This window comes from Afipia sp. GW821-FHT04G03 (genome assembly GCF_059419985.1).
Genome location: NZ_JBWKSV010000003.1, coordinates 438677 through 461862 on the forward strand (window position 1 = coordinate 438677; position 23186 = coordinate 461862).

Below are 23186 nucleotides of genomic sequence, written 5' to 3' on the forward strand. Positions count from 1 at the left end.
CTCATGAGCGCACCAGCTCAACGAGCGCGTCCGCTGCCGCCATTGCGCCGGCTGGTCCTAACATGAGAGGGTTTATGTCGGCAGACTTTACACGTCCAGCATGATAGTGGACCCAGCTACCTAGCTTCACCGCAATCTCGGCAACATGCGTTGCAGAAAGGGGGGCTTCCCCGCGGACGCCAGAGAAGAGAGGAGCCATACGCAAAGCACGCATCCGCGCGAGACAATGCTCCACATCGAAGGGATGGATCAGCGTGACGACATCGGGCATGGCCTCGACGTACTTGCCACCGTCACCGATCATCACGATGCTTCCGAACTGGGCATCCCAGCGCGCACCGATAATCATCTCGCGCTGCGCACGCAACATGCTCGCAACGATCACACCATCAAGACCCTTCCCGAGTTTCTGCACCGCCTCGGTGATCGCGTCGAAGGCAGAGATAGCAGTCTCTTGATCCGCAATACCAAGTTTGACGAGCCCATACTCGGTCTTATGCGGGATCTCCGCCGAGCAGGCCTTGATAACCCAGGGGCCCGGCACTTCCCGCAACGCGACGGCCAATTCCTGCCTGGACCGGCACAACCGATAAGGAGCAACGGGTATACCGAGTTCCGCAAGACAGGCGAGACTGTCGCTCTCGGACAGGAAGCCCCCCGCCGACACTGGCAACCCTGATTTCACAGTCTTCATAGACGCGCCCACAAGGCGCTCGGCCTCGTTCTGCAACGCAGTTACGCGCGCAAGTTGACCAAGCGCGAGCATAGCATCCTCGTCATGCTCAAAACTCGCTACGCCTGCCTTCTCGAACAAGTCGCGCGTACTCGCCAGCGGGCTTGCAACTACCGTCGGCTTCCCCGTCTGCCTTGCAAAAGAGGCCGTATCCTCTGCGAACTGTGGGACGTCATAACCCTTCCCGGACATCGGCAGGCTGATGAAGTAAGCATCTGCAACATCATTCGGAGCCAGCAGCGGCAGAACCTGGCTAAAGAGCTTGCTGTTGGAAAGCAACGCAGCCGTCAAGTCGATCGGGTTTGCGGCACTCGCAAAGGGAGGCAGTACGCGCTCCAGCATGCTGCGCGTATGAGAGGCCAGCGGTTCGAGGTCTAGCCCGTGGCGTTCCGCAGCGTCCGCCGCCATGACGCAGCAAGCGCCCGAATTGCTGATCGCCACCACACGTCGGCCATCGAGCCTGGCCCCATTGATGAGCACGCGCGCGGCACGCACGAGCGACCGCATATCGGAGACGCGTAAAATTCCGGCTTGGCGGAAGAACGCATCGACGACCTTGTCTTCGGTCGCGAGGGCTCCGGTGTGAGAGCTGGCCGCTGCCTGCCCTCGGCTGGACACGCCGGCTTTAAGCGCGACGATCGGCACGCCGCGCGCGCGCGCGACACGGGCCGCTTCACTGAGAGTTGCGGGATCGGATATCGATTCCATATAGAGCAAGATCAGCCGGACACCAGGATCTTGCGCCACGGCAAGCGCGAAGTCGGCAACAGTCAAATCGCACTCATTGCCAGTCGCATGCGCGTGGCGCACCCCGATGCCTTCGGCCCGCAGAAAGGCATAAGGCACAACGCTCATTGCCCCACTCTGACTCACAATGGCGACCGGTCCATCTTCAGCACCGAGTTCGCCGATCAGAGTCGCGAAGCTGGCAATTGCACCCGAGCTGAAATTCACGAGCCCTTGCGTATTGGGTCCGACGAGTCGCATTCCGTGCCGGCGAGCTGCGTCCAACATGCGATCCTGAAGCTGCCGCCCTTCAGCGCCGGTCTCGCCGAATCCGGAGGATACAATGACGCAGATCTTCACACCGCGCCGCGCGCATTCCTCAACCGCCTCGACCGCAAGCTGGCCCGGAATGCAGACGATAGCCATCTCCGGAACAGCAGGAAGCGCAGAGATATCCGGATAGGAGCGCAGTCCCTGGATCTCGGAACGGGTCGGATTGATCGGATAGATCACACCACGGTAGCCGTGGGCTTTCATGTATTTGATGGGACGGCCGCCGATCTTCTCGGGGTTCTCGGATGCCCCGATAATAGCAACCGATGCCGGGTCCAGCGCTGCCGAAATCCAGGCGTCGTTGTGGGCGCTTCGACTCACTGACGACCTCCCTGCGACAGCTCGGCTGTCTGGCTGAAATCGATCCAGACGGCCTTCGCACGCATGAAACCTTCAATTCCCTGCCTGCCGGACTCCTTGCCGAAACCCGATTGTCCGTAGCCACCAAAGGGGCTTGTCATCATTTCCGGAGTGCGCCCCCAACGATTGATCCACACTGTGCCTGCTTTCAGCGTGCGCGCCGCAGATAGGGCCGTAGCGACGTCTCGGGTAAACACCGCGGCAGACAGGCCGTACACTGGATGCTGGGCAAGTTGCAGCCCTTCTTCACGCTTCGCGAAGCGTTGCACGCAAAGAACGGGACCGAAGATTTCCTCGCGGTATCCGGTCATTCCATCCTTCACTCTATCGAGAATTGTTGGACGGAAAAATGAACCACCCTGCAATTCAAAGGCACCGGCACCGCATCGGGAGATGGCACCCTCTTCGCGCGTCGAGCGCACAAGCGACGAGATGCGCGCGCACTGTTTCTGGCTAATGATGGGCGGAAATGTCGTTTGCGGCGACCAGGTCGGACCGGGCACCAACATTTGCATGCGCTTGGCAATGCGCTCGATCAGTTCGTCTGCAATGCTTTCCTCCACGACGAGCCGCGCTCCGGCGTAGCAAAGCTGCCCGGCGTTTCGCGTGATACCCCACGTGACATGATCGGCAACTGTTTCAAGGTCTCCATAGTCGGAAAAGACGACCGTCGCGCTTTTGCCGCCGAGTTCAAGCGAAACGGGCTTGATCCCTGACGCTGCAGCATCCGACATGATACGCGCACCGACTGCCGTCGATCCCGTGAAGGTCACATAATCGATACCCGGATGCCGGACGAGCGCCGCACCAGTCTCCGGCCCCGATCCGTGGATCACATTGATAACGCCATCGGGAAGTCCCGCCTCACTGGCGAGTTCGGCCAGCTTGCGGATGGAGTATGGCGTCAGTTCGGATGCCTTGACCACAACGGCATTGCCAGCAGCGATGGCCGGCGCGAGCTTCCAGGCCGCGAGGAAAAGTGGAAAATTCCAGGGCGTGATGATGCCGACTACGCCATAAGGCTCCCGCAACACCAACGAGAGGCGATCATTTCCGCTCGCGGTCACAGTCCCTTCGAGCTTGTCGGCATATTCACCGTAAAAACGCAGCCATTCCGCCACGGCCGGCACATCCGCGGCGACAGCTTCGTGGTAGGGGCGCGAAGAGACAACGGACTCGAGCTGCGCCAGCGCCACAATATCCCGGTGCACGAATTCAGCCCAGCGACGCATCGCAGCTCCGCGTTCCCGCGGGCGCATAGCGGCCCAAACGCGATGACCATCGCGCGCCGAAGCGACAGCTGCGTCCACCAATCCCTCATTCGCCTGAGGTATGCGCCCATGTACGCAGCCATCGGAAGGGCGCATGACATCAAGCATCGAAACGCAATCGGTTCGAGCGCGTCCATGCACCCAATGACCTGCCGGCGGCATGACATCGGACGGATCATAAGCGTGCTTCACGGAAGTCATCGTGCTGTCCTATTTCCACCGCGGCGCGCGTTTCTCGCGATATGCGAGCATGGCTTCCGCAAAATCATCGGACACGAGACCCTTGCGCTGATAACCCATGTAAGCAGCCAACGCTGCGTCGTAGTCCATGGTGGCAAGCTCGTTCATCGCGCGCTTGGTCGCCCTCACTCCCTCGGATGAGAGGTCGGCGATTTTCCCGACCCAGTCGGCGAACTCCGCCTCGCGATTCTCGTCGGAGACAAGCTTGGACACGAGACCAATCCGCAACGCCTCCCTGCCATCGATCGGATCTCCGAGTAGAGCCAGTTCCTTGGCACGTCCCATCCCGACGAATTTGGCCAGCCGCCACACGGAAAGGCCAGGCAGGAGCCCTTCGCGCCCTGCCGGAAGGCCGAACTGCGTCGTCGGCGTCGAGATGCGCAGGTCGCACGCAATTGCGAGTTGCACGCCGGAGCCAAACGCATAGCCGTGGACAAGCGCCACCGCGATCTTGTCCATGGTTTCGACGATCCGCAGACAGTCTTCCCACAGGGCAAAATTGCGTTCGTCGATTTTTCGGCTCGAAAGCTCCTTTAGATCAATTCCGCTGCAGAAGGCGCGGCCGGCTCCGCGGAAAACAACAAGACGAACACTTGCGTCCTCCGCCGCATGAACGAGCGCTGATTTCAAATCCCATTTGCTGGGATAGTCCTGGGCATTCAGCCGCTCCGGGCGATTGAGGGTTACAGTCGCGACACGATCTCGAACTTCATACGTCAGATTAGGATATTCAATCCGCATTGACAGATTACTCCACCTTCACGCCGGATCGCTCGACCACGTCCTTCCAGCGCTTCGATTCACGACCGATGACATCTCTAAATTCCGCGCGGCTATTGGCGACAATCGTGACACCCTGTGCCTTGAGTTTATCTGCGACACTCGGGTCCTTGAGCGCCTTCACCATCTCGCTGTTGAGTAGATCGAGAATTTCTGCCGGGGTCCCCGCCGGCGCGACGAATCCGAACCAGGCTGTCGCGTCAAAACCGCGGACACCCGCTTCATCCAGTGTGGGAACGTCTGGCAATGCATCGGAACGGGTCGCGCTCGTGACCGCAAACGCCTTGAGTTGTCCGGACTTCACGAGCGGCAGCGCGGTAGGCAGATTGTCGAACATGATATTGACATGTCCGCCCAGGAGGTCCTGAAGCGCGGGTGAACTACCACGATAAGGAACGTGCTGAATATCCACGTTTGCCAGGATCTTTAACATCTCGCCATTGAGATGCCCGGTCGTCCCGGTACCCATTGAAGCAAATGTTATCTTTTTCGGATTCGCGTGTGCGTAGGCAATCAGTTCCTTGATATCACGCGCGGGCACAGAAGGATGCCCGAGCAGAACGTTCGGCACCGAACCCGCAAGCGTAATGGGTGCGAATTCCTTCTCGGGATCATAGCCAAGGTTCGTATAGAGCCATTTGTTGATCGCGAGAATACCGATGGGCGCTGTCAACAGCGTATACCCATCAGGCGTTGCCTTCGCCACGGAGGATGCGCCCACGTTTCCGCCAGCTCCCGACCGGTTTTCCACGACAACAGGCTTGCCGAGGCTGGACGCCATCCTGTTAGCAACTGCGCGCGCAATGATGTCGTTTGTTCCGCCGGCCGCATACGGCACCACCAGCGTAATCAGCCTCGTCGGATATGACTCCGCTGCAGCAGCTAGCGACATGGATAATGTGGCAACGATGATAAGGGCAGCGCGCATCATGGCTGAATTCCTGAATTGTTGGTCTGAACAATTGGATCGTGTTGCGATAGTGAGAGTTTTTTCTCCTACGGACTCCATGTCCGCCTTAGCTTGTACGAGTGTAAGTCGCCTCCGTGAGAACGTTGATGACCGCTTGTCGGCGTTCCTTTTGAACCGCATAGACCGCGCGCTCGATGGCCGGCTGTAGCTCGCTGACCTGCTCTACCCGCAAGCCAAGCCCACCACTCGCTTCAACGATGCGTTCATAGTCGGGAGCCGGTTCGAGCGTTGCGAAGACAGGCGTTGGTTGCGCGGCTGCCGCTCCCTGCGGATACATGGATAGCGTCGCACGATGCACTGCCGCCCATCGCCGGTTGTTATAGATCACGGTGATAAACGGAAGTCCGCGACTCGCGCTTACGAAGTGAGCCGGCGTTGGATTGCCGAACATGTACGTGCCGTCACCGATCGTAGCGAAGACGGTGGCGTCTGGCCGCGCCATGCGAATGCCGAGTGAAGCACCCAGCGCCCATCCAAGCCCCCCAGCCGGGCTGTGCGTGAAGAATTGATCATTTGTTTCGACCCGCAGTTCTTCCAGAGCAAAGGTGTATTCGTTGACGAGAACACTGTTCTGGTCCATCGCGTCGGCGATGCACCGTGAAACATATTGGTTTGTTAGGGCATGACCGACAGAAGGAATCTTGTCTCGCCACTGCGTGGCAGCCTTCAGCCAAGCCGTGCGCGGCGCTGCGGTGGGCTGAGCAGCCATCAGCTCGCGCAAGATCAAGGGCGTGCTTCCTTGCAACGTCAGATCCGATCGAAAGCTGCGCATTGGATAATCGGCATAGAGCGGGTCGCGGCCGATGTGGACGATCTTGGCGCCCAACGCTGGAGACACACCGTCTGGTAACCACGGCACATCGCTTTCGACGACGAGGACGAGATCGGCATCCGGGAGGAGAGACGCCGCTTCATATCCTGCATGGGTCGGCGAAGAGCAAGGAATGCTGAGATAGCGTGGCCGATATTGCACGACCGGTACGCCATATTTCAGCGAAAGCTCGGTCAGCGCATCGAACCCTTCGCGGGTCCGCCCTGCACCAGATGTGATAACCAGCGGGCGCCGCGCACTTGAAAGCCATTTCCGACAGATTTCGAGATCGCTTTCCGGCGGAAGGCCCGCAACCGCCGGCATCTGCACGCCGAGACCACGATTGGTGGCTTCGATCGCATTAGCCGCAAGCACTTCGCGCGGCAGAACGAGATAGACAGGGCCTTCCGGAGAAGATCGGGATATCGCGAAAGCCCGGTCCACAACGTCCGATATCTGAGCGGGGTCACGCAGCTCATAGTCCCACTTCACGAGCTCTCGCACCATGCCACCCTGGTCGAACATCTCCTGGGCCCAATTGATGAAATTGTTGCGGGCCCCCAGCCGTCCATGCTCGAGAACTGGCGTGCGGCCAGCCGAGACGATCATCGGCACATGCTCGCGGGCGGCGTTGAATATACCCAACAGAGCATTGGCAGTTCCAAGCCCCACATGCACCATCACAACCTGTGGCTGCCCGGTGATCAGCGTGTAGCCATACGCCATAGCGACGGCGACGTTCTCATGCGGAACGACGATCGGCTCAATGCCGGTATCATCATGGGAGAGCGCCTCGACGAGCGGAGGAAAATCCGTTCCTCCATTGCCAAAGATATAGCGGACACCATGGGAACGCAGACATTCGAGATACTGTGCTGCTACCGAACGCGTTGACTTGCGGCTGGAGGTCATGCGCCGCCGCCGAGATAGGCAATTACCCGGATCTCTATAAGAGCGTCCGGCCGCACGAGTTCGGACACCTTGACGCCCGTCGCTGTGGGGAAAGGACCATCGCCGAATACATCGCGACGAACCTTCGCCGTTTTCTCATAACCCTCGAAGGTGGTGACGTAGTCTACCGTTTCGACAATCTGGCCAAGATCTGCGCCTGCGGTTTCCAGCACCTTTGCAATCTTGCTGTAAATAAATCTGGCCTGAGCCTCGATATCACCAACACCGACGATTCGACGCTGATCATCGGTGGCGGTGATACCGGAGACATAAAGAAAATCTCCAGCACGCACCGCCGACGAGAAAGTCGCCTTCGGATTGGCGCCGGCGACCTGGATCGGATTCAATGAAGAATGCATAATGCGCCCACTAAAGTGTCGTCTTGAGAAGAAATCGGTGGCTTACCCGCGCCAGCACCTGCCGAGCTTCAGAAAGAAGCTCGACATCAAAGCCCACGAGCGACACACCGTTTGACTTCGGCACGATCTCGCCAACGCGCAGTTCGATCTTGATCGCATCATCCAAGTATGCGGGACCGAGAAACTTGGCCTCGGTCCCCACCATGGCCACCATGCTCGCGTGTAAGCGATCCGAGATCGGCGTCGCACCGAGCGCCGTCATTGCGACAAGCAGCAGGCCATGAGCGATAGGAGCTCGCAGTCCGCGCGCTCTCGAATATGCGACGTCGTAGTGGATCGGGTGATTGTCGCCGGTCAGCGACGCGAAGGCATCAAACGTGCCCCTGTTTAGCATGATAGCGCGCTCCGCTAAAAGCTCCCCGGGGTTGAGGTCGCACGCTGCGAGCTGATCGCCGATTACCTTCGTGTCGGACACGGCTTCCCTCAATCCTTAAGCGTGACAGAGCCGACCATGGCGACTTCACCGCCCGATACGGCTTTCACAGTCCCATCGTCGGAAAGCTCAACCACGAAGCGATCCCTTGGGCACACCGGGCCGATCCACTTGGTCTTGAGATGACCACGATAGAGCCATTCCTTGCCGTAGCGCTTTGCCCCGAGATCCGAAGCAAAGGCAGTCATGTGAGGACCGTGCAGAAGCGTGCCGCGAAATCCGCGAGCCAAAGCATACTCGTGATCATAATGGATGATATCGTTGTCGCCGTTGATGCGGCCGTAGCCGTCGATCATTTCCTGGGTGATGTCGATCTCGCGCTTCATAACGTTTACTCCGGCACGTGGAAGGTGTTGATCAGCGTTGCAATTGGCTCGCCGTCCGTGCGGGCGAATGTCGCCTCCCAATTGATGTAGCGACGGCCACGCTTTTCGAACTTCGTGAGAACGCGCCCGGTAGCGACGACCGAGGTCGTCTCATCCGCCCAGATCGGCTTGTGCCAGGTCATGTCCAGCTCGGCCATGACGATCCCCTGGTTCGGCGGATAGGTCATGTAGATCGGCACCGTCATGTAAGGCAGCAGCACGTTCGGTGGCGCAGCTTGACGATCGTCAATCTTGTAGAGAGCACGATCTGCAGAGACCGCAGTAAAATACTCCTCCACGATTGCCGGGGTTATCTCGAAACTTACCGGTCCAAGTCGAGCCCCTTCCGCGAATTCGTCATATAGCGTTCCCCGCACAGAACCTTCGCGGGGCTTGATCTCACTCGGTCTGGTCACATTTGCCTCCTGTGCGATAATCGCACAATAGTTTCTATATGCGCACAGTGTATTCAGACGAAAGGTTCTGTCAACGGGGCACCGTGGCGAAAATTGTTTTCGCGGCGGACGTATTCCCGGGGCTGTTTGGTCGAAAGGCAGATAGAGCGCGGGCCGCCGTCGCCCGTTGGGCGCTAAAGTCGGCGATTACAAAAGACGATGCGTCTTGCTCTATCGAAAGGAGCGACAGTGAGCTCAGGCACCGCTCTCTACGCGATCTTTATCCGCTATCAGTTCAGCGGATTCTCTAAGCGCACCAATCGAAGCAGGCTTTCTTATCGAACAGCCGCCTGCCCAATTTTAATTTTGGCTTTCTGGCGCACGCGCGGTCTCTGACTGATGAATCGCTCGCCGCCGTACTAGAACGAAAGAAATTGGGTAATCAGTAGCCACGCTGGCGATCGACCACGTTTTGCAGCGGTTGTCCTGCCTCGAAGTTCAAAATCTGCGTGGCAACATATGAAGCGATGGTATCGGGATCTGTATCTGCGGCATTGTGCGGGGAGATCGTAACCGCAGGATGTGCCCAAAGCGGACTGTCGGACGGCAGCGGCTCGCGCTCAAACACGTCAAGCGTGACTGCTTTAAGTGTGCCATCCTCAAGACAGGTGATTATATCCTTCTCGTTCTGCAGTCCGCCACGGCCAGCGTTAATAATCACCGGTCCCCCGAGAGGGCCGTCGCTTGCAAGCTGCACAAAAAGATCACGCGCAAGAAGCCCTCGCGTTTCCGACGTCAAGGGCAGAAGCACCACGAGAATATCGGTTCTCGCAAGAAAGGCGTTGAGCTGACTGGGTCCTGCATAGCATTGGATACCTTCGATTGACCTCACAGTCTTGCTCCAGCCTGCGACCTGAAACCCGATATCACGAAGCGCAAGCGCGGCCTGCCGGCCCAACACACCCATTCCAAGCATGCCGACGCGAACAGCTCGGGCCGGCCATTGCAAGCGAGGCGCCCAGACTCCCCTGACCTGGCAGTCGGCGAGATAAGCCTGTTGCCGATGATACATCAGCGTATGCATGACGATATACTCCGTCATGCGAGACGTCAGGTCATCATCCGCGACGCGGACAAGCGGCACAGCTGGAAGCAAAGGATCTTGTAAGACTGCATCAACGCCCGCACCTAGATTGAAGATCGCTTTGAGGTTCGGGAAGGTCCGAAGAAGGCCCGGTTTTGGCTGCCAAACGGCAGCATAATGCACCAGATCCGGGTCAGCCCTGTCAGCAGGAAGCAGAGCAATATCTCGGTCCTTGAGCTTCTGATTGAACCGCAACTTCCAGCGATCCGGAGCCCAGTTATCAGTACCGCCGCTGATGAGCAGCGCTAAAGCGCCCTTCGACATCTGGAAACTCCAAACCGCGCCATAATAATTTCAGCGACATCACCACGTATATGCCCAGCGGCTTGCATATCCAACCGATAAGGTTTTGCATCTTTCCTTACTAATCTCCAACCAAATGGTCCTACCGAACGCGCACGGTGACGCTCGAATAGCCCCGGACAACGCCCACTCGATTCGCTTGCGCAATTGCAGACGACCCGTTCAAAGCCGTAAACGTTGAGTTTCCCGTTGAGCTCTTGCAACAGAGCTCACTCACGGCCAGCTAATTGGGCTTAAGATGACAGGTTTGGATGGTACAATGAAAAAGATCGGTTTTCTTTCGTTCGGACATTGGTCCGCCGCTACCGGTTCAGCGACGCGCTCTGCCGGTGATGTCCTTCTGCAATCGATCGATCTCGCGGTCGCTGCGGAGGAACTGGGAGCCGACGGCGCTTACTTCCGCGTCCATCACTTCGCACGGCAACTCGCGTCACCGTTCCCATTGCTGGCGGCGGTTGGCGCCCGAACGAAGCGGATCGAAATCGGAACCGGGGTAATCGACATGCGTTACGAGAACCCTCTTTATATGTTTGAGGACGCTGGCGCGGCCGACCTCATCAGTCGGGAACGACTTCAGCTCGGCATTAGCCGCGGCTCGCCTGAACAGGTCATCGATGGCTGGCGTCATTTCGGCTACGTGCCAAGTGAAGGACAAAGCGATGCAGATATGGGACGCCGGCACGCGGAGGTCCTGCTTGAACTGTTGAAGGGGAAAGGCTTCGCCGAGCCAAGTCCCCATCCGATGTTTCCGAACCCGCCGGGTCTTCTGCGTCTCGAGCCATACTCACCAACCCTGCGCGAACGCATCTGGTGGGGTTCGGCGTCAAACGCGACAGCGGTCTGGGCCGCACGCATGGGCATGAACTTGCAAAGCTCTACGCTGAAGGCGGACGAGACCGGCGAACCCTTTCATCTCCAACAGGCAAAGCAAATTCGCAGCTACCGCGATGCGTGGCGCGAGGCAGGACACACGCGCGATCCGCGCGTTTCGGTCTCGCGCTCGATCTTCGCGCTAACGGATGATCGCGACCATGCTTACTTCGGCCGCGACGACAGCAGCGATCAGATCGGTATCATCGACAACATGCGCGCTGTCTTTGGCCGGTCCTATGCCGCCGAGCCGGACGTCCTTGTCGAACAACTCAAGAAGGACGAAGCGATTGCTGAGGCGGACACCCTCCTCCTTACAGTCCCGAACCAGCTCGGGGTGGACTATAACGCGCACGTCATAGAAGCGATCCTCAAGCACGTGGCTCCGGCAATGGGCTGGCGTTAGCGTGATTGTCAGTGATCAGCTTACCTTGCCTTATTAGTCGCTGACTGAATCAATTGTTCAGTTTCCTTATGAGTGGGCGAACTGACACCATATCGCTGCTCAAGCGGGGCTTTGTCTTTTAACCTACAGATACACCCGCTTTTGCCCGCCTGATTCCGAGAGCAAGAATGCGGTTCAGCAGGTCCGGATAATCGAGGCCGTCATGCTGAGCGGCGGTAGCGAATTCTTGGCTTTTCGCGATTTCAGGATTGGGATTTGCTTCAATGAAATACGGCGTCCCGTCGGACGAGAGGCGAAAGTCGATGCGCGCGTATCCATCGAGCCCCAGCGTCCGGTAAATGCGTTTCGCTGCTCGCTGAACGCGGGCGGATACTTCCGGCGCCAGGCCCTTGGCTGGTCCGTCCACGATTCCGACGCGTTCCTGGTAACTGGTATCGTGCTTGACCTTCTCGGTGGCGATGTTCCGAGCACCGCCCATGGTGCCGAACTTCAATTCCCACACCGGCAGAGCCCTCAGCCGATTGTTTCCGAGTACGCCGACATACAGCTCACGCCCCTCGATGAATTGCTCGGCGATAGCCGCAGTTTCGATCCGCTCATGGATGAATGCGACGCGTTCGGCGAGCTTTTCGTCGGTATCGACGACAGACGCCTGCGAGATGCCGTGTGATCCATCCTCGTTCAGGCTCTTGACGATCAGCGGCAGCGCCAGGCGCGACGGCCGCTTGACCTTGCGGCGCATCGGAAACACGGCGAAAGCCGGGACCGCGATCCGGCGATGATGCACCAGCGTCTTCGACAGGTCCTTGCCACGCGCCAGCACCAAGCCGCGTGGATTGCACCCCGTATAAGGAACCTTCATCAATTCGAGAAAGCTTGCGATGTGCTGATCGTACGCGGTCTGATAGTGAAACTCTTCCAGTAGAGTGAACACCACATGCGGCTTGAAATTTTCAATCTCGTCGCGCATAGGCTTGATTTCTTCCTGCACGCCGAGCGGACGAACGTTATGGCCGACCGCGCGCAGGGTGCTTACGACATCGTATTCCGTTTTCCATTTATTGATTTCCTGCGCGGTGTACCCATCGGCCGAATCCGGAGGCACGAAGTCCGGATGCATGAGCACGAGGATACGGAGGCGCCTCATAGTGCTATCCATTTGCGTCGTGATGGGCCGAACAGTGCGTGCATGGTTTTGGCGGTCAGCAGCACTGTGAAGTCCATCACGAGTTTCTGTTCAGAGCCGACTGCGCGCAGATCAAGCTCGCGACAGCGGGAGATCATGTCGTCCAACACGGCATCTAGCGTCAGCTGGTTCTCACCGGTCCAACGCGCAACCAACTCACGGATACGCGCGCGGTGCCGCCGGATGAAGCCCGACGCTGCTTGCGCCCGGTGGTGCCTGGGGTCCGCGGAAAACAGCCGGGAGAGATCGCGGTCGTATGTTTTCGGCGGTGTGAAGGCATAGAACGCCTGCTTTTTCCGGTAGTGCTCTTCGAGAGTCTGGCTGAGTTCATTCAGGGGCTCGACCCGCTCCCGCGTCGTCAACAGCGGCCGTTTCCCGGCGATCTCGCCCATCAGCTCGTCGACATATTCGAGCTTCTTGAGCGCCGGCCAGCCAGCATAACGGGTCCGCCAGCTCGAACGCGGCCGCAGCCACACCGCAAAGGTTTCGGCGAAATCTTCGTCCGGATGGCTCTGCGCGTACCAGAGCCGAAGATGCTGGACATACCGCCGGCTGGCCGGATTGGGCCGGTAGTAGCGCGGGTAGCGTTTCGAGGACGGGCCGAACAGCTGTTGCCAGCGTCGGCGGCGTTGTAGCTGGTAGGCGTGCTGCACAGTGTGGCCTGCCTCATGACGGAGAATTGCCATGCACTCGGACCAGGTGCCGCCCTCGACCTCGAGCATCATCTTCTTCTCGATCTTCATCAGGCGGGGATGAGTGAGATAGAAAGGAATGGCGATACCCGGCGAATTTGCCGGGCTGAACCATTCGCTTGAGATCCATGCGTGCGGCCGCAGCCGGATTCCCCGCTCTTCGAGCTCTTCATGCAGGGTTGCGAGGCAATCGTCGAGCCAGGTGCCTTTGACGCCAACCTTCAAACTGCTGAGGCGGCGCGCAAGCAACTTGTCGTCCGATAGCTTTTCCCAGGCAAATTTTTGGCGTGACATAGGATATCTGAGGTCATGAAACATCGATGTTCGGATGGTGTCACAAGATGTCGCTTACAACAACCGTGTGGGTCTTCGAGGCGCACCGCTGTTCGGCCGCGCTTCTCGATTTTGGGTCAGAAGCGACGATCTACAGATATCTGCTTTTGCGCCAGTAAGGGACGTCAGGAATTCATTTTGCGAGTCTGATATCGGACCCAAGCACTCAGCTCGCTCTCAGCTTTGAGACGGCGGCAGTTCTCGGGCGCTTCGCAGGGCGTGAGTGGTCGCGTGTGGTCACGCGCTTCAGCTTCTTCACGTCGAGCTTCTTCACGTTCACCTTCTTCACGTCTAATGCCGCCTGTCTGGTGTCGCGGTTGTGCGCTGCATATTCTCGGCCATCGATCGGTGCGACATGCGGCGGGTCCCTGCCGAGATATGGGCGCCCGATTCCGAATTCCTTCCCATGCACATCAACCCACTTCCAGAGCCTATCGGAGGAAGCCCATCGCTGGTCGCGAGTTCCACCTTGGACACTCACGATATCGGCCGCAAGTCCATGCCCATAGCCACCGCGGGAGCTCCCGCCATGAAACGATTTGTTGCTCGCCGCCTTGAGGCCGCTTGCGATCGACTGGCGGTAGTCATCACGGAATGCGCTGGTGATGCCGGGCGAAAGGCCCGCCGCCTCCGCCGCGTGAAGCATATGAAACAATTTTAGCTTGAAACTCCGATCCATGCCTCCGATCACGTAGTCCATCATCGACATGCGGACCCGGTCCGCCGCCTTGGGATCCTTCCACCCAAAACCTTGATCGACAAGCTTGGTGAAGGTTCTAACGACAGTCACCATCTTGCGCTTCCGCTTGACGGAGACGTTCCTCCGTTCACGCACCTTGATGGTGTCCTCCTTGGGCGTCCGTTGATAAAGCGCCCACAGATAACGATCGACGCAAATGTCCACGACCAGGCACTCATCGATAATCTCGATGGAGTTGACGACCCTGCTTGCGTCGCCGATTACGATATCCGACGGATCAGCGCTTGCGACTTGAACAGGCCCTGGTTGCGTCGGCGGCACATCCGGGGAATTAATCGAAGTCGTCTCGACAGCCGGGAGCGGCTTGTTCAAAGCGATGAATGCTTCGGCAACTGCGCCTGCAAGTTCGGCCATCGCACCATCGGCTCGATCGAGATCGTCATTGGGCACTGAGGCAAACTGCGATCCCCCAGCAAGCTCATGTTTGATGGAGTGAGAAGAAGCGATGATGCCCTTGCCTGGGGCCGCGCCGGTGCTCCGGATTCCTTCTGGCCCGGAAGCAGCGAGCAAGCCGACGACCCCGGTCGCGAGAATGGCTAATCGCAACAATAGCGACGGCTCTGTCCAAAGTCGCTGCAGGTTCATCATTCCAGCCTCATCGGAACCGGATTGCACAGCCAAGCATGCGGACGCCGCTGATTGTTCGGGCAACGTCATGACCACGCAATGCGTAACCCGACAGGCTGTGCCCTTTTCCCCGAAGTGTTGCCTGTGCGCAACGGTGGATGGCGGGCCCGCTTTGCGCCAAATTCAGGTGCGGGCACGCTTGTTCCTCACGAGTCGGATATGTTGATGTTCGGTTCACGGCAGCGGACGCGCGCTGCATCGGAGAAGCGAATGGTGGATGGATTGACGTCGGCGAAATCCATTATGGCGATGCGCCATTGGCGATTTTCAGCCGTTGTGATGTTCGCAGCGATGGCCGCGCTGATGGCGCCGGCCGCAGATGCCGCGGCGAAACAGGCGCGCCGCGCGCAACCCGCCGAGACGGCTGCGCCGCGCGAGGCAGGCGAGCCGATCATGGCGATCGTGTCGATCAAGAGCCAGCACGTCACGGTCTATGACGCCGAGGGCTGGATCCTGCGCGCGCCGGTGTCGACCGGCATCAGGGAGCGCGAGACGCCAGCCGGCGTCTTCGCCATCGTCCAGAAGAACAAGGACCACCGCTCGAACATGTATGACGACGCCTCGATGCCGAACATGCAGCGCATCACCTGGAACGGCCTGGCGTTGCATGGCGGGCCGTTGCCCGGTTATGCAGCCTCACACGGCTGCGTGCGAATGCCTTTTGGCTTTGCGGAGAAGCTGTTCGACAAGACGCGGATCGGGATGCGCGTGGTCATCTCGCCGGGCGATACGGCCCCGGTCGAATTTTCTCACCCAGCGCTAGCGCTCTTCGTACCAAACGCGGAGGTCATCGCAGCTGCCCCGGCAAAGGCCGAGACGCTCTCACGCGAAGCGGCGGACGCTGTCATGACGGCCGACGCGGCCAAGAAGACTGCTGCGGCAATGGCTCGCGAGTCGGCACCGCTCGCAGCGTCTCTGCGCAAGCTGGAGCGGCTCAAGGCGCGGGCAGACGCCGAGCTCGTATCCGCCGACAAGGCGGTGGCAGCCGCCAAGATCGATCAAGCCAGGGCAAAGGCTGAGGTTCGTAAGCAGAAGGCCGCCGCCAGGGCAGCGGAACTGGGGACCCAGTTCGACACCGCCAAGGCGGACGCGTCATCAAAACTCGACGCAGCCAGCGCCGCAAAAGAAGCGGCCAAGACGGCTCAGACAAAAAAGGCCGACACCGCCAAGGCGGCGCTTGACGCGAAGCTCGCACTTGAGCCGGTCTCGATTTATATCAGCCGTGCAACGCGGACGCTTTACGTCCGGCGCAACACGCATAAGCCGGCGCCGGACGGGGGTGGCGAAGTGTTCGATGCGACCATCGAGGTCCCGGTCGCGATTCGAGATCTCGGCAAACCACTCGGCACGCATGTGTTCACGGCGGTGGCGCGCAATGACGCGGGCCTGCGCTGGACCGCCGTCACGATCGATAATGGGGATGAGGCCAAAAACGCGCTCGATCGGATCACTCTCCCGAAGGAGGTCCTCGACCGCATCGCGCCGACCGCATTGCCGCGATCCTCGATCATCGTCTCTGACGAGCCGCTGAGCGAGGAGACCAACTATCGCACCGAATTTGTTGCGGTACTGAGCGACCAGCCCCAAGGCGGCTTCATCACACGCCAACCGAGCGAGGTTCTCATGGCGGACGACAACGGCTGGGGTTACGGCAGCCGACAGGACGACGACGGCTTCGGCGTCTTTTCCCAGCGAAATCCGAACAATACGCGCCGGAGCGGCAGCCAGTTCATTGCTCCGGTGCAACGAGGCTGGTGGTAAGACGCGGCACGCCGTGCTTTGGCCAGAATATCCGCTTCGGGTCAGGAGCGCGGAGTCTGCAGCACTGCCCGCGGGAGCTTCGGCCGCGCGCGCGACGCCGTCGGGCGTCCTGTCAACCGCAGCGCGTTCGCGACAACCACGATTGACGATCCCAAACATAGCCACTGCGGCAAACAGTGGGGGGTGACATAGCCAAGGATAGCAATGGGGACCGCCGCGAGATTGTAAAGAACCGCCAGCGCCAAATTTTGGCGCACCAGACGGCCCGCCCCGCGAGTCAACGCAATCGCCTGCGGCACCGCCGAGAGACTTTCCTGCAGGAAGACCAAGTCAGCGAGGTCGCGGCCTGACGGCTTATCTCTGGACTGGTCTTCATTGCGTTTTTCTAAGTTTTGCAATGGATGGTTCGAGCGCGCAGAGCCGCAGCCCTGCTTGGCCAAACTCATTTTCGCCTTCGAAAACACCTTGCGATCGGCCATTAATATGTTACTGATATGTCAGCAATCGAACCTTGGAGCCGCATGATGGAACTCGTTCAGAGCGTAATGGCGGAACGGCAACGGAAGTACCGAGCAACCTATCGGGAGCGTGTTGCGGGCTGGTATAATGGCTGGCTGCACGTACTTCTGATCTACACAATTGGATTCACTGCGCTTTACATCTACATCGCCAACATGCGCGACGTGCGTTCATGGGAATTGCTGACAGTTCCTGCTGTTTTCCTGATCGCCAATTTCTTCGAGTGGGCCGTGCATCGCTATGTCATGCATCGTCCCTCCAACATCCCGGTGCTGCGCGCGGTCTACAGCCGCCACACTTTGATGCACCATCAATTCTTCACCGAAGAAGAAATGCGCTTCGCCGACCATCAGGACTGGCGCGTGACGTTTTTCCCGCCGTACGCCCTCGTCGTGTTCACATTCATGTCGATCCCTGCGGCAATCGCAGCCGGTTACGTCATTACCCCAAACGTTGGCTGGCTGCTGATTACGACAACGACGTCCATGTATCTGATCTATGAATTCATGCACTTCTGCTGCCATGTCGAAGATAACTGGTTCGTACGCAATATGCCTTTCGTAAACACAATTCGCAGACATCATACGGCTCACCACAATCAGTCGATCATGATGGAGCGCAACATGAACCTCACTTTCCCGGTGATGGACTATGTGTTCGGAACTTCTGATCTGGACCGAGGTCTGCTTGGCCATATCTTTAACGGCTACGAGACTCGCTACGTGAAGAAGAACATGCGCAAGACCGCTCGTACGCCACGCGTATCAACGACGACGCTTCAGCAGACCAAGACCTGAGCGACCTCGAAGCCGAGACGATCAATGAGCCAGCTAGAACCAAATATCATAGAGCTTGTCTGGTTTACTTTACTCTGGAGCGTTTGTTGTCTCGGCTTTTTTCAGCTCGCCGGCATGTATCCACTCGCTTCGCGAAGCGCGAAGATTCCGGCTTCGGTCGTGATTGTGAGTACTGCAATCTGGATGACCCTGCTGGTGACCGCGCTCGCATACGCTGTCACCGAACTGCGGTGGACGAGCACCATTGTCGTCGCTGGACTGCTTTTCCTGTTCACGCCTGAACCTTTTCAAGCAATACCGGAAAGGTGGCGAAACAGTTCGGCGGGGTTGATCGTTACGGGACTGACTCTCGCTGTGACTTTAATCGCTTTCTGTGTCTTCACACCAAATCTGCTAACGAATGTTCTGAGATCGATCATCTAATCTTTCACGTTTAGGACACGACGAATGCCTCCTCGCATCAAATTCTTTCTCTCCGTGGGCTGTCTCCTGGTGGCCGCAGCAGCTTATTTCTATATGGCGCAGGCGGGCAAAACCGGCCCAAGTTATGCGGTCGCGTTCCTCGGCGTTTTTGCCACCGTCGCCATGTGGGTGTTCCCTGAGGTGATGAAGAAGGGCGACAGCAGCCAACGCACCCACTCGTAAGCTCACCAAAGGGCCCGGAACATGACTCACTACGTTGGCGACAGAACGATCGACGGAATCGCGGTATCGGCTGATGGAAAGCCGCTGTCCACTTATTATGACCAGCTAGCCCTCACAGATCGCGGGTTCGAATGGAGCTACGAGGGGCCGGAGCCCGCGCAACTGGCCTTTGCGTTGCTGTACGACCATCTGCGCGACGCCAACCGAGCAAAGGCTCTCCATGACCAGTTCATGAAGAGCATCGTAGCGAACTTTGACAATGTCTGGGAGCTGACGTCAGAGGATATGGACGAGTCGATCAAGGCTCTGAACGCATAGACAGCAGTTCTCTTACGCCGCCCCGGAACAAATCAATGAGTTCAGATTTCCGTGCCGCCGTGCTGCACAAGGTCGGTACGCCGCTGGCAATTGAGACAATCACCGCCCCTCCTGTCGGTCCGGATGACGTCAGGGTACGGATTCGTGCCACCAGCCTTTGCCACACCGATCTTGAAGTGATCGACGGCTCCCTTCGCAATCCGCTGCCGATGGTGCTCGGCCATGAAGCATCGGGCATCATCGAGGAGATTGGCCGCGGGGTTACCGATCTGAAGGTAGGCGACCATGTGGTATTGTCCTGGAATCCACACTGCGGCCATTGCTTCCAATGCGATCGCGACCAGCCGATCCTCTGCGACACCTATATCGAGGCCGGCCCGCGCGGGCTGCATTTCGATGGCGCGTCGAAAGCTACTCTCGCATCGGGTTCACCCCTCACCCACCTCATGTTCCTCGGTACCTTCGCAGAGTACTGCGTGGTGCCATCCCAGCAGGCCATCGTGGTACCCAAGGACATTCCATTCGATCGATCCTGCCTGATCGGATGTGGCGTCATGACAGGGGTCGGTGGCGCGTTGAATGTTGCTAAAATCCACCAGGGCGACACTGTGATGGTCTTCGGTTGTGGCGCCGTGGGCCTTGCCGCCATTCAAGGTGCAAAGCTCGCCGGTGCCGGCGCCATCATTGCGGTTGATCTCGATGACTCCAAACTTCAGATCGCGGCCAGCCTAGGGGCAGACCGGCGGGTGAACGCCACGAAGGAAGATCCCGTCGAAGCAGCCCGCGCCGCCACAGGCGGCCGTGGGGTAGATGTCGTACTCGAATCCGCCGGTCATCCCGTCGCCTTTCGCCAGACCACCGAGGCTGTGCGTCTCGGCGGCCAGGTGATCTGGCTTGGCAAGATCGATGTCACCAAGGATGTGAATTTCCGCTGGGGATCGCTGATGGGCGAAAAGCGCCTGCGCCGGTCCAGCTATGGCGGTGCGCGGCCGCGCCGTGATTTTCCACTTCTTGCCAAAGCCTATCTGGACGGGCGGCTGAAGCTCGACGAGTTAATAACCCATCGTATGAAGCTCGAATCCATAAACGAGGGATTTGACCTTCTGCGTAACGGAAAGACTATTCGCACTGTCATCGAATTCTAGCGATGCATCATCACAACGTGGATCTTGCAAAGCTTTCGATATAGCCGACCAAGCGGTCGGAGGCCGCACCCGCCCTATCCAGATTGCCCTCCGCAATGGCTTCAGCAACCTCCGCATGTAGCCGCGCAGCAAGCGGAAGGTCCGCCGTCTGGCGGTAATGCTGATACCAAAAGCGGCGCGACAAGCCGTGCATCAGCCCCATAGAGCGGCTCGCGAACTCGTTTCGCGCAGTCGTTGAAATAAGCGCGTTGAACTCCTTGTCGAGTCGCATGAACGCGATGTCGTCGGCTTCGCGCGAAGCACGCTTCATACTTTCGGCGATAACAGTGAACTTCTTGCGCTCGATGTCATTTGCCCGCTCAGCGGCAGCTCTGGCCATCAGCCGCTCAAGCTCCCGCCGCACTTCAAGCAAGCGCAACTGACTGTGAAGATTGATCTCGGACACCAGAATTCCGCGACGAGGCAAGATGTTTACGAGCCCGTCTCGCGACAACCGCTGTAATGCTTCGCGGATCGGTGTGCGGCCAATTTTCAACAGCTTAGCCAGCACCGCCTCCGACAGAACAGTGCCCGGCTCAAGCCGCAATGTGACGATCATTTCCTCGAGCTCGGCATAAGCTCGATCCGTCATCGTCTGCTCGGACAGCCGATCCGGAGCTTCGATCTCGCGCCGGGGCCGGGAAGCGGCTGCGTGACTTTTTGGCCCGCGTCCCGCACGTATAGGCGTCTTCGCTGTTGCCAACGGTTGATGCTCCGTTTCTTGATCTGCAGCCTGAAGAAAATTCAGCCGAGGCCGGATACGAACGGGCGCATTATGCGTCTAAAGCGCTCCGGCTCAATGCCTTTTCACGCCACACACAGGAATCACTCCAGCGTGGAGCGCCAGAGTGCGGCAAGGAGCCGACTGAACGAACAAACCTGCGAACAACAGGGGGTTGTCGCGGCGCGAGAACTAGGCGGTCAGTTCGCGGGCGATCACCAGACGCTGAATCTCGCTGGTGCCTTCCAGAATCCTGAGTACCCGCGCCTCGCCTGGGAGGCTCGACACATCATACTCTTCAAATGCGCCATAACCGCCATGGACCTGAAGGGCAATATCGGCAGCCTGACCTGCCATCTCCGTTGCAAACAGTTTTGTCATGGACGTTTCGAGCCGGAATGGCCGATCTGCGTCCGCTAGGCACGAAGCATTTCGAATCATCAGTTCAGCGGCGTGAATATTCGTCAGAGAATCCGCGAGCGGGAATGTCAGCCCTTGATGGGTAAACACCGGAACACCACCGACCTTGCGCCCGCCACCATAGGCCTTGGCAAGATCGACCGCCTTGCGGGCCAGACCGAGTGCCGTGGCGGCGACCAGAATGCGTCCAATGCTGAGCGTGGTCAGAATCTGCTTCAGCCCGTCACCGCGATTGCCAATCATGTTGGCTTTCGGGATCCGGCAGCCATCGAGGAAGAGTTCAACCGAGTCCGCAATACGCCAACCAATCTTGCGGCCAGGCTTGCCGACGGTGAAACCGGGCGTACCTACCGGCACCACAAAAGTGGAAAGTCCGCGCGGACCGAGGTCGGGATCTGTCACCGCGACGAATGTCGTGACGCCGTGCAGAGGCGTTCCGGCATTGGTTGAGAACACCTTTGATCCGGAGAGTACGAACGAATCGCCGTCTTCGACCGCTCGCATCTTGACGCTTGCGACGTCGGAGCCGCCACTCGGCTCGGTGACGCCGAACGATGCAATCATGTCTCCACGGCACAACGGCTCAAGCCACTTTTTTTTGATCTCATCCGAGCCATACCGAGCGATCGTCGTCATAGGAGCGCTGTTGCAGAGATATATCGCCGCAAAGCCCGGCTCGATGCGGGCAAGCTGCTCTGCAACGATCGCCGCTCCACGGGTGCCAAGCCCGCTTCCACCGTAGTTGGGATCGTACGCCGTGCCCATAAACCCGAGCGCAAGAAACTCCTTCATCAGCTCGGTCGGGAATTTGTGCTCGTCCGCAAACGGCTTGATCTTCGGGCGCAGCGCGCCCTCCCCGAACTGCTGCAACCCGTTGCGCAGCATGGTTTCGTCTTCGTTGAGATCGAGTAGCATCGTGCCTGTCCTGCTCGTTGTGTTGGCCCTGTCGCTCAGCGCCGGTATTTGGCAAGGGTCTGCTGCGCAGCGCTCTCGCGGCAATTGTCGAGAAAGAGCCTGTTCGCCTCGAAATCCATCGCCTCGGCATCCTCCATTAGATAGTTCGAGAAGAAGCGCTTGGTTGCGCGGACTGCCGGCCGCGGCAGCGTCGCGATCTTCCCCGCGATGGCCAATGCCGTTTCGAGCGCTGTGCCGTCGTCACAGCAGTAGTCGACCACGCCAATCTCACGCGCAGCTTCGCCGTCGAGCGGTTCGAGGCAAAAGCAAAGCTGCCGTGCCTTCACGAGACCGACTCGCGAAACGAGCGATTTGATACCCCAAGGTGTCAGCCAACCATGCGGCACTTCAGGGAGGCTCCATTGCGAGCCACGTCCGGCCACCACGACATCACAGCTTGTCGCAAGCGTGAATCCGCCGCCGACGGCGAACATCTCGACAGCCGCAATCACAGGCGTTTCGAGAAACCCCATCAGCCGCCCCAGATCCCCGCACTCCTGCTCGAAGCGCCCCATGACTTCAAGATCGAGGTTGCCGATAAACTTCAGATCGCTACCAGCTGAAAAACCCGGTGCTGCGCCAACCAGTACAATTGCGCCAACGTTTTGGTCCCGATCGAGTTTGAGAAGCGCGGCCCTCACACCGTCGACCAGCGCTTGGTCCATCGCATTACGTCGCGCTGAGCGCAGCAGCGTAACGATCGCTACCGCGCCACGCATTTCGATACCAACTACACTCTGATCGTTACTCATGCTCATC

At 58.8% G+C, this 23186-nt stretch carries 24 protein-coding genes; 7 read left to right on the forward strand and 17 right to left on the reverse strand.

Annotated elements, in window-relative coordinates; all coding sequences use genetic code 11:
* Position 1 precedes the first annotated feature (1 nt).
* From AC07UB_RS16485 to AC07UB_RS16530, 10 genes are all read right to left on the reverse strand, one after another.
* Positions 2–2113 carry an acetate--CoA ligase family protein gene (locus AC07UB_RS16485; protein WP_492790539.1) on the reverse strand — a complete coding sequence of 704 codons (2112 nt, stop codon included), beginning with the start codon at positions 2111–2113 and terminating at the stop codon, positions 2–4.
* Positions 2110–3531 carry an aldehyde dehydrogenase family protein gene (locus tag AC07UB_RS16490; RefSeq protein WP_492790540.1) on the reverse strand — a complete coding sequence of 474 codons (1422 nt, stop codon included), beginning with the start codon at positions 3529–3531 and terminating at the stop codon, positions 2110–2112. Before AC07UB_RS16490 ends, AC07UB_RS16485 begins: the two co-directional genes overlap by 4 nt.
* 102 nt (positions 3532–3633) lie before the next feature.
* Positions 3634–4404: an enoyl-CoA hydratase/isomerase family protein gene (locus AC07UB_RS16495; protein ID WP_492790541.1), complete on the reverse strand. Its 771-nt coding sequence runs from the start codon at positions 4402–4404 to the stop codon at positions 3634–3636.
* A gap of 7 nt (positions 4405–4411) precedes the next feature.
* The gene (locus AC07UB_RS16500; RefSeq protein ID WP_492790542.1) at positions 4412–5374 is read right to left on the reverse strand and encodes a Bug family tripartite tricarboxylate transporter substrate binding protein; all 963 of its coding nucleotides are present in this window, start codon (positions 5372–5374) and stop codon (positions 4412–4414) included.
* 85 nt (positions 5375–5459) lie between these two features.
* Positions 5460–7136: a thiamine pyrophosphate-requiring protein gene (locus AC07UB_RS16505; protein WP_492790543.1), complete on the reverse strand. Its 1677-nt coding sequence runs from the start codon at positions 7134–7136 to the stop codon at positions 5460–5462.
* Positions 7133–7534 carry a RidA family protein gene (locus AC07UB_RS16510; RefSeq protein ID WP_492790544.1) on the reverse strand — a complete coding sequence of 134 codons (402 nt, stop codon included), beginning with the start codon at positions 7532–7534 and terminating at the stop codon, positions 7133–7135. The genes AC07UB_RS16505 and AC07UB_RS16510 overlap by 4 nt, the downstream gene beginning before the upstream one ends.
* Before the next feature lie 10 nt (positions 7535–7544).
* Positions 7545–8009 (reverse strand): MaoC family dehydratase, encoded by a 465-nt coding sequence (locus AC07UB_RS16515; protein ID WP_492790545.1) that lies wholly within the window; start codon positions 8007–8009, stop codon positions 7545–7547.
* 8 nt (positions 8010–8017) lie between these two features.
* Positions 8018–8353, reverse strand: coding sequence for a MaoC family dehydratase (locus AC07UB_RS16520; RefSeq protein WP_492790546.1), 336 nt, complete (start codon positions 8351–8353; stop codon positions 8018–8020).
* 5 nt (positions 8354–8358) lie between these two features.
* Positions 8359–8808, reverse strand: a complete 450-nt coding sequence (locus tag AC07UB_RS16525) for a hypothetical protein (RefSeq protein WP_492790547.1) — start codon at positions 8806–8808, stop codon at positions 8359–8361.
* Between the two features lie 421 nt (positions 8809–9229).
* Positions 9230–10195 carry a 2-hydroxyacid dehydrogenase gene (locus AC07UB_RS16530; protein ID WP_492790548.1) on the reverse strand — a complete coding sequence of 322 codons (966 nt, stop codon included), beginning with the start codon at positions 10193–10195 and terminating at the stop codon, positions 9230–9232.
* Between the two features lie 298 nt (positions 10196–10493).
* Here AC07UB_RS16530 and AC07UB_RS16535 point away from each other — a divergent pair, with 298 nt between their 5' ends.
* Complete coding sequence (locus AC07UB_RS16535) at positions 10494–11510, forward strand: LLM class flavin-dependent oxidoreductase (RefSeq protein ID WP_492790549.1); 1017 nt, start codon at positions 10494–10496, stop codon at positions 11508–11510.
* A 118-nt stretch (positions 11511–11628) separates the two neighbouring features.
* Here the strand turns inward: AC07UB_RS16535 and AC07UB_RS16540 are convergent, their stop codons facing one another.
* The 3 genes from AC07UB_RS16540 to AC07UB_RS16550 form a co-directional block, all read right to left on the reverse strand.
* Positions 11629–12657, reverse strand: coding sequence for a D-alanine--D-alanine ligase family protein (locus tag AC07UB_RS16540; RefSeq protein ID WP_492790550.1), 1029 nt, complete (start codon positions 12655–12657; stop codon positions 11629–11631).
* Positions 12654–13682, reverse strand: coding sequence for a putative zinc-binding metallopeptidase (locus tag AC07UB_RS16545; protein ID WP_492790551.1), 1029 nt, complete (start codon positions 13680–13682; stop codon positions 12654–12656). The genes AC07UB_RS16540 and AC07UB_RS16545 overlap by 4 nt, the downstream gene beginning before the upstream one ends.
* Positions 13683–13887: 205 nt before the next feature.
* Positions 13888–15069 (reverse strand): peptidase M15, encoded by a 1182-nt coding sequence (locus AC07UB_RS16550; protein ID WP_492790552.1) that lies wholly within the window; start codon positions 15067–15069, stop codon positions 13888–13890.
* A 249-nt stretch (positions 15070–15318) separates the two neighbouring features.
* On the opposite strand from AC07UB_RS16550, the gene AC07UB_RS16555 reads away from it, so the two are divergent.
* Entirely contained in the window at positions 15319–16869 is a 1551-nt protein-coding gene (locus AC07UB_RS16555; protein ID WP_492790553.1) for a L,D-transpeptidase, read from the forward strand.
* A gap of 41 nt (positions 16870–16910) precedes the next feature.
* Here the strand turns inward: AC07UB_RS16555 and AC07UB_RS16560 are convergent, their stop codons facing one another.
* Positions 16911–17348: a hypothetical protein gene (locus AC07UB_RS16560; RefSeq protein WP_492790554.1), complete on the reverse strand. Its 438-nt coding sequence runs from the start codon at positions 17346–17348 to the stop codon at positions 16911–16913.
* Between the two features lie 45 nt (positions 17349–17393).
* Between AC07UB_RS16560 and AC07UB_RS16565 the strand changes: the two genes are divergently transcribed.
* Genes AC07UB_RS16565 through AC07UB_RS16585 form a run of 5 tightly spaced genes read left to right on the forward strand, consistent with a single transcriptional unit; the run spans position 17394 to position 20293 of the window.
* The gene (locus AC07UB_RS16565; RefSeq protein ID WP_492792679.1) at positions 17394–18185 is read left to right on the forward strand and encodes a sterol desaturase family protein; all 792 of its coding nucleotides are present in this window, start codon (positions 17394–17396) and stop codon (positions 18183–18185) included.
* Positions 18186–18209: 24 nt separating this feature from the next.
* Positions 18210–18608, forward strand: coding sequence for a hypothetical protein (locus tag AC07UB_RS16570; protein WP_492790555.1), 399 nt, complete (start codon positions 18210–18212; stop codon positions 18606–18608).
* A gap of 24 nt (positions 18609–18632) precedes the next feature.
* Positions 18633–18830 (forward strand): hypothetical protein, encoded by a 198-nt coding sequence (locus AC07UB_RS16575; RefSeq protein WP_492790556.1) that lies wholly within the window; start codon positions 18633–18635, stop codon positions 18828–18830.
* Positions 18831–18851: 21 nt separating this feature from the next.
* A complete protein-coding gene (locus AC07UB_RS16580; RefSeq protein ID WP_492790557.1) occupies positions 18852–19148 on the forward strand; it encodes a DUF6166 domain-containing protein in 297 nt (98 codons plus the stop codon).
* A gap of 35 nt (positions 19149–19183) precedes the next feature.
* Entirely contained in the window at positions 19184–20293 is a 1110-nt protein-coding gene (locus AC07UB_RS16585) for a Zn-dependent alcohol dehydrogenase (RefSeq protein WP_492790558.1), read from the forward strand.
* Positions 20294–20303: 10 nt separating this feature from the next.
* On the opposite strand, the gene AC07UB_RS16590 is transcribed toward AC07UB_RS16585, so the two are convergent.
* The 3 genes from AC07UB_RS16590 to AC07UB_RS16600 all read right to left on the reverse strand — a co-directional run bounded on the left by AC07UB_RS16590 (position 20304) and on the right by AC07UB_RS16600 (position 23179).
* Positions 20304–20924, reverse strand: a complete 621-nt coding sequence (locus AC07UB_RS16590) for a GntR family transcriptional regulator (RefSeq protein WP_492790559.1) — start codon at positions 20922–20924, stop codon at positions 20304–20306.
* Positions 20925–21245: 321 nt separating this feature from the next.
* Positions 21246–22388 carry an acyl-CoA dehydrogenase family protein gene (locus AC07UB_RS16595; protein WP_492790560.1) on the reverse strand — a complete coding sequence of 381 codons (1143 nt, stop codon included), beginning with the start codon at positions 22386–22388 and terminating at the stop codon, positions 21246–21248.
* Positions 22389–22423: 35 nt separating this feature from the next.
* Positions 22424–23179, reverse strand: coding sequence for an enoyl-CoA hydratase/isomerase family protein (locus AC07UB_RS16600; RefSeq protein ID WP_492790561.1), 756 nt, complete (start codon positions 23177–23179; stop codon positions 22424–22426).
* Positions 23180–23186: the final 7 nt, after the last annotated feature.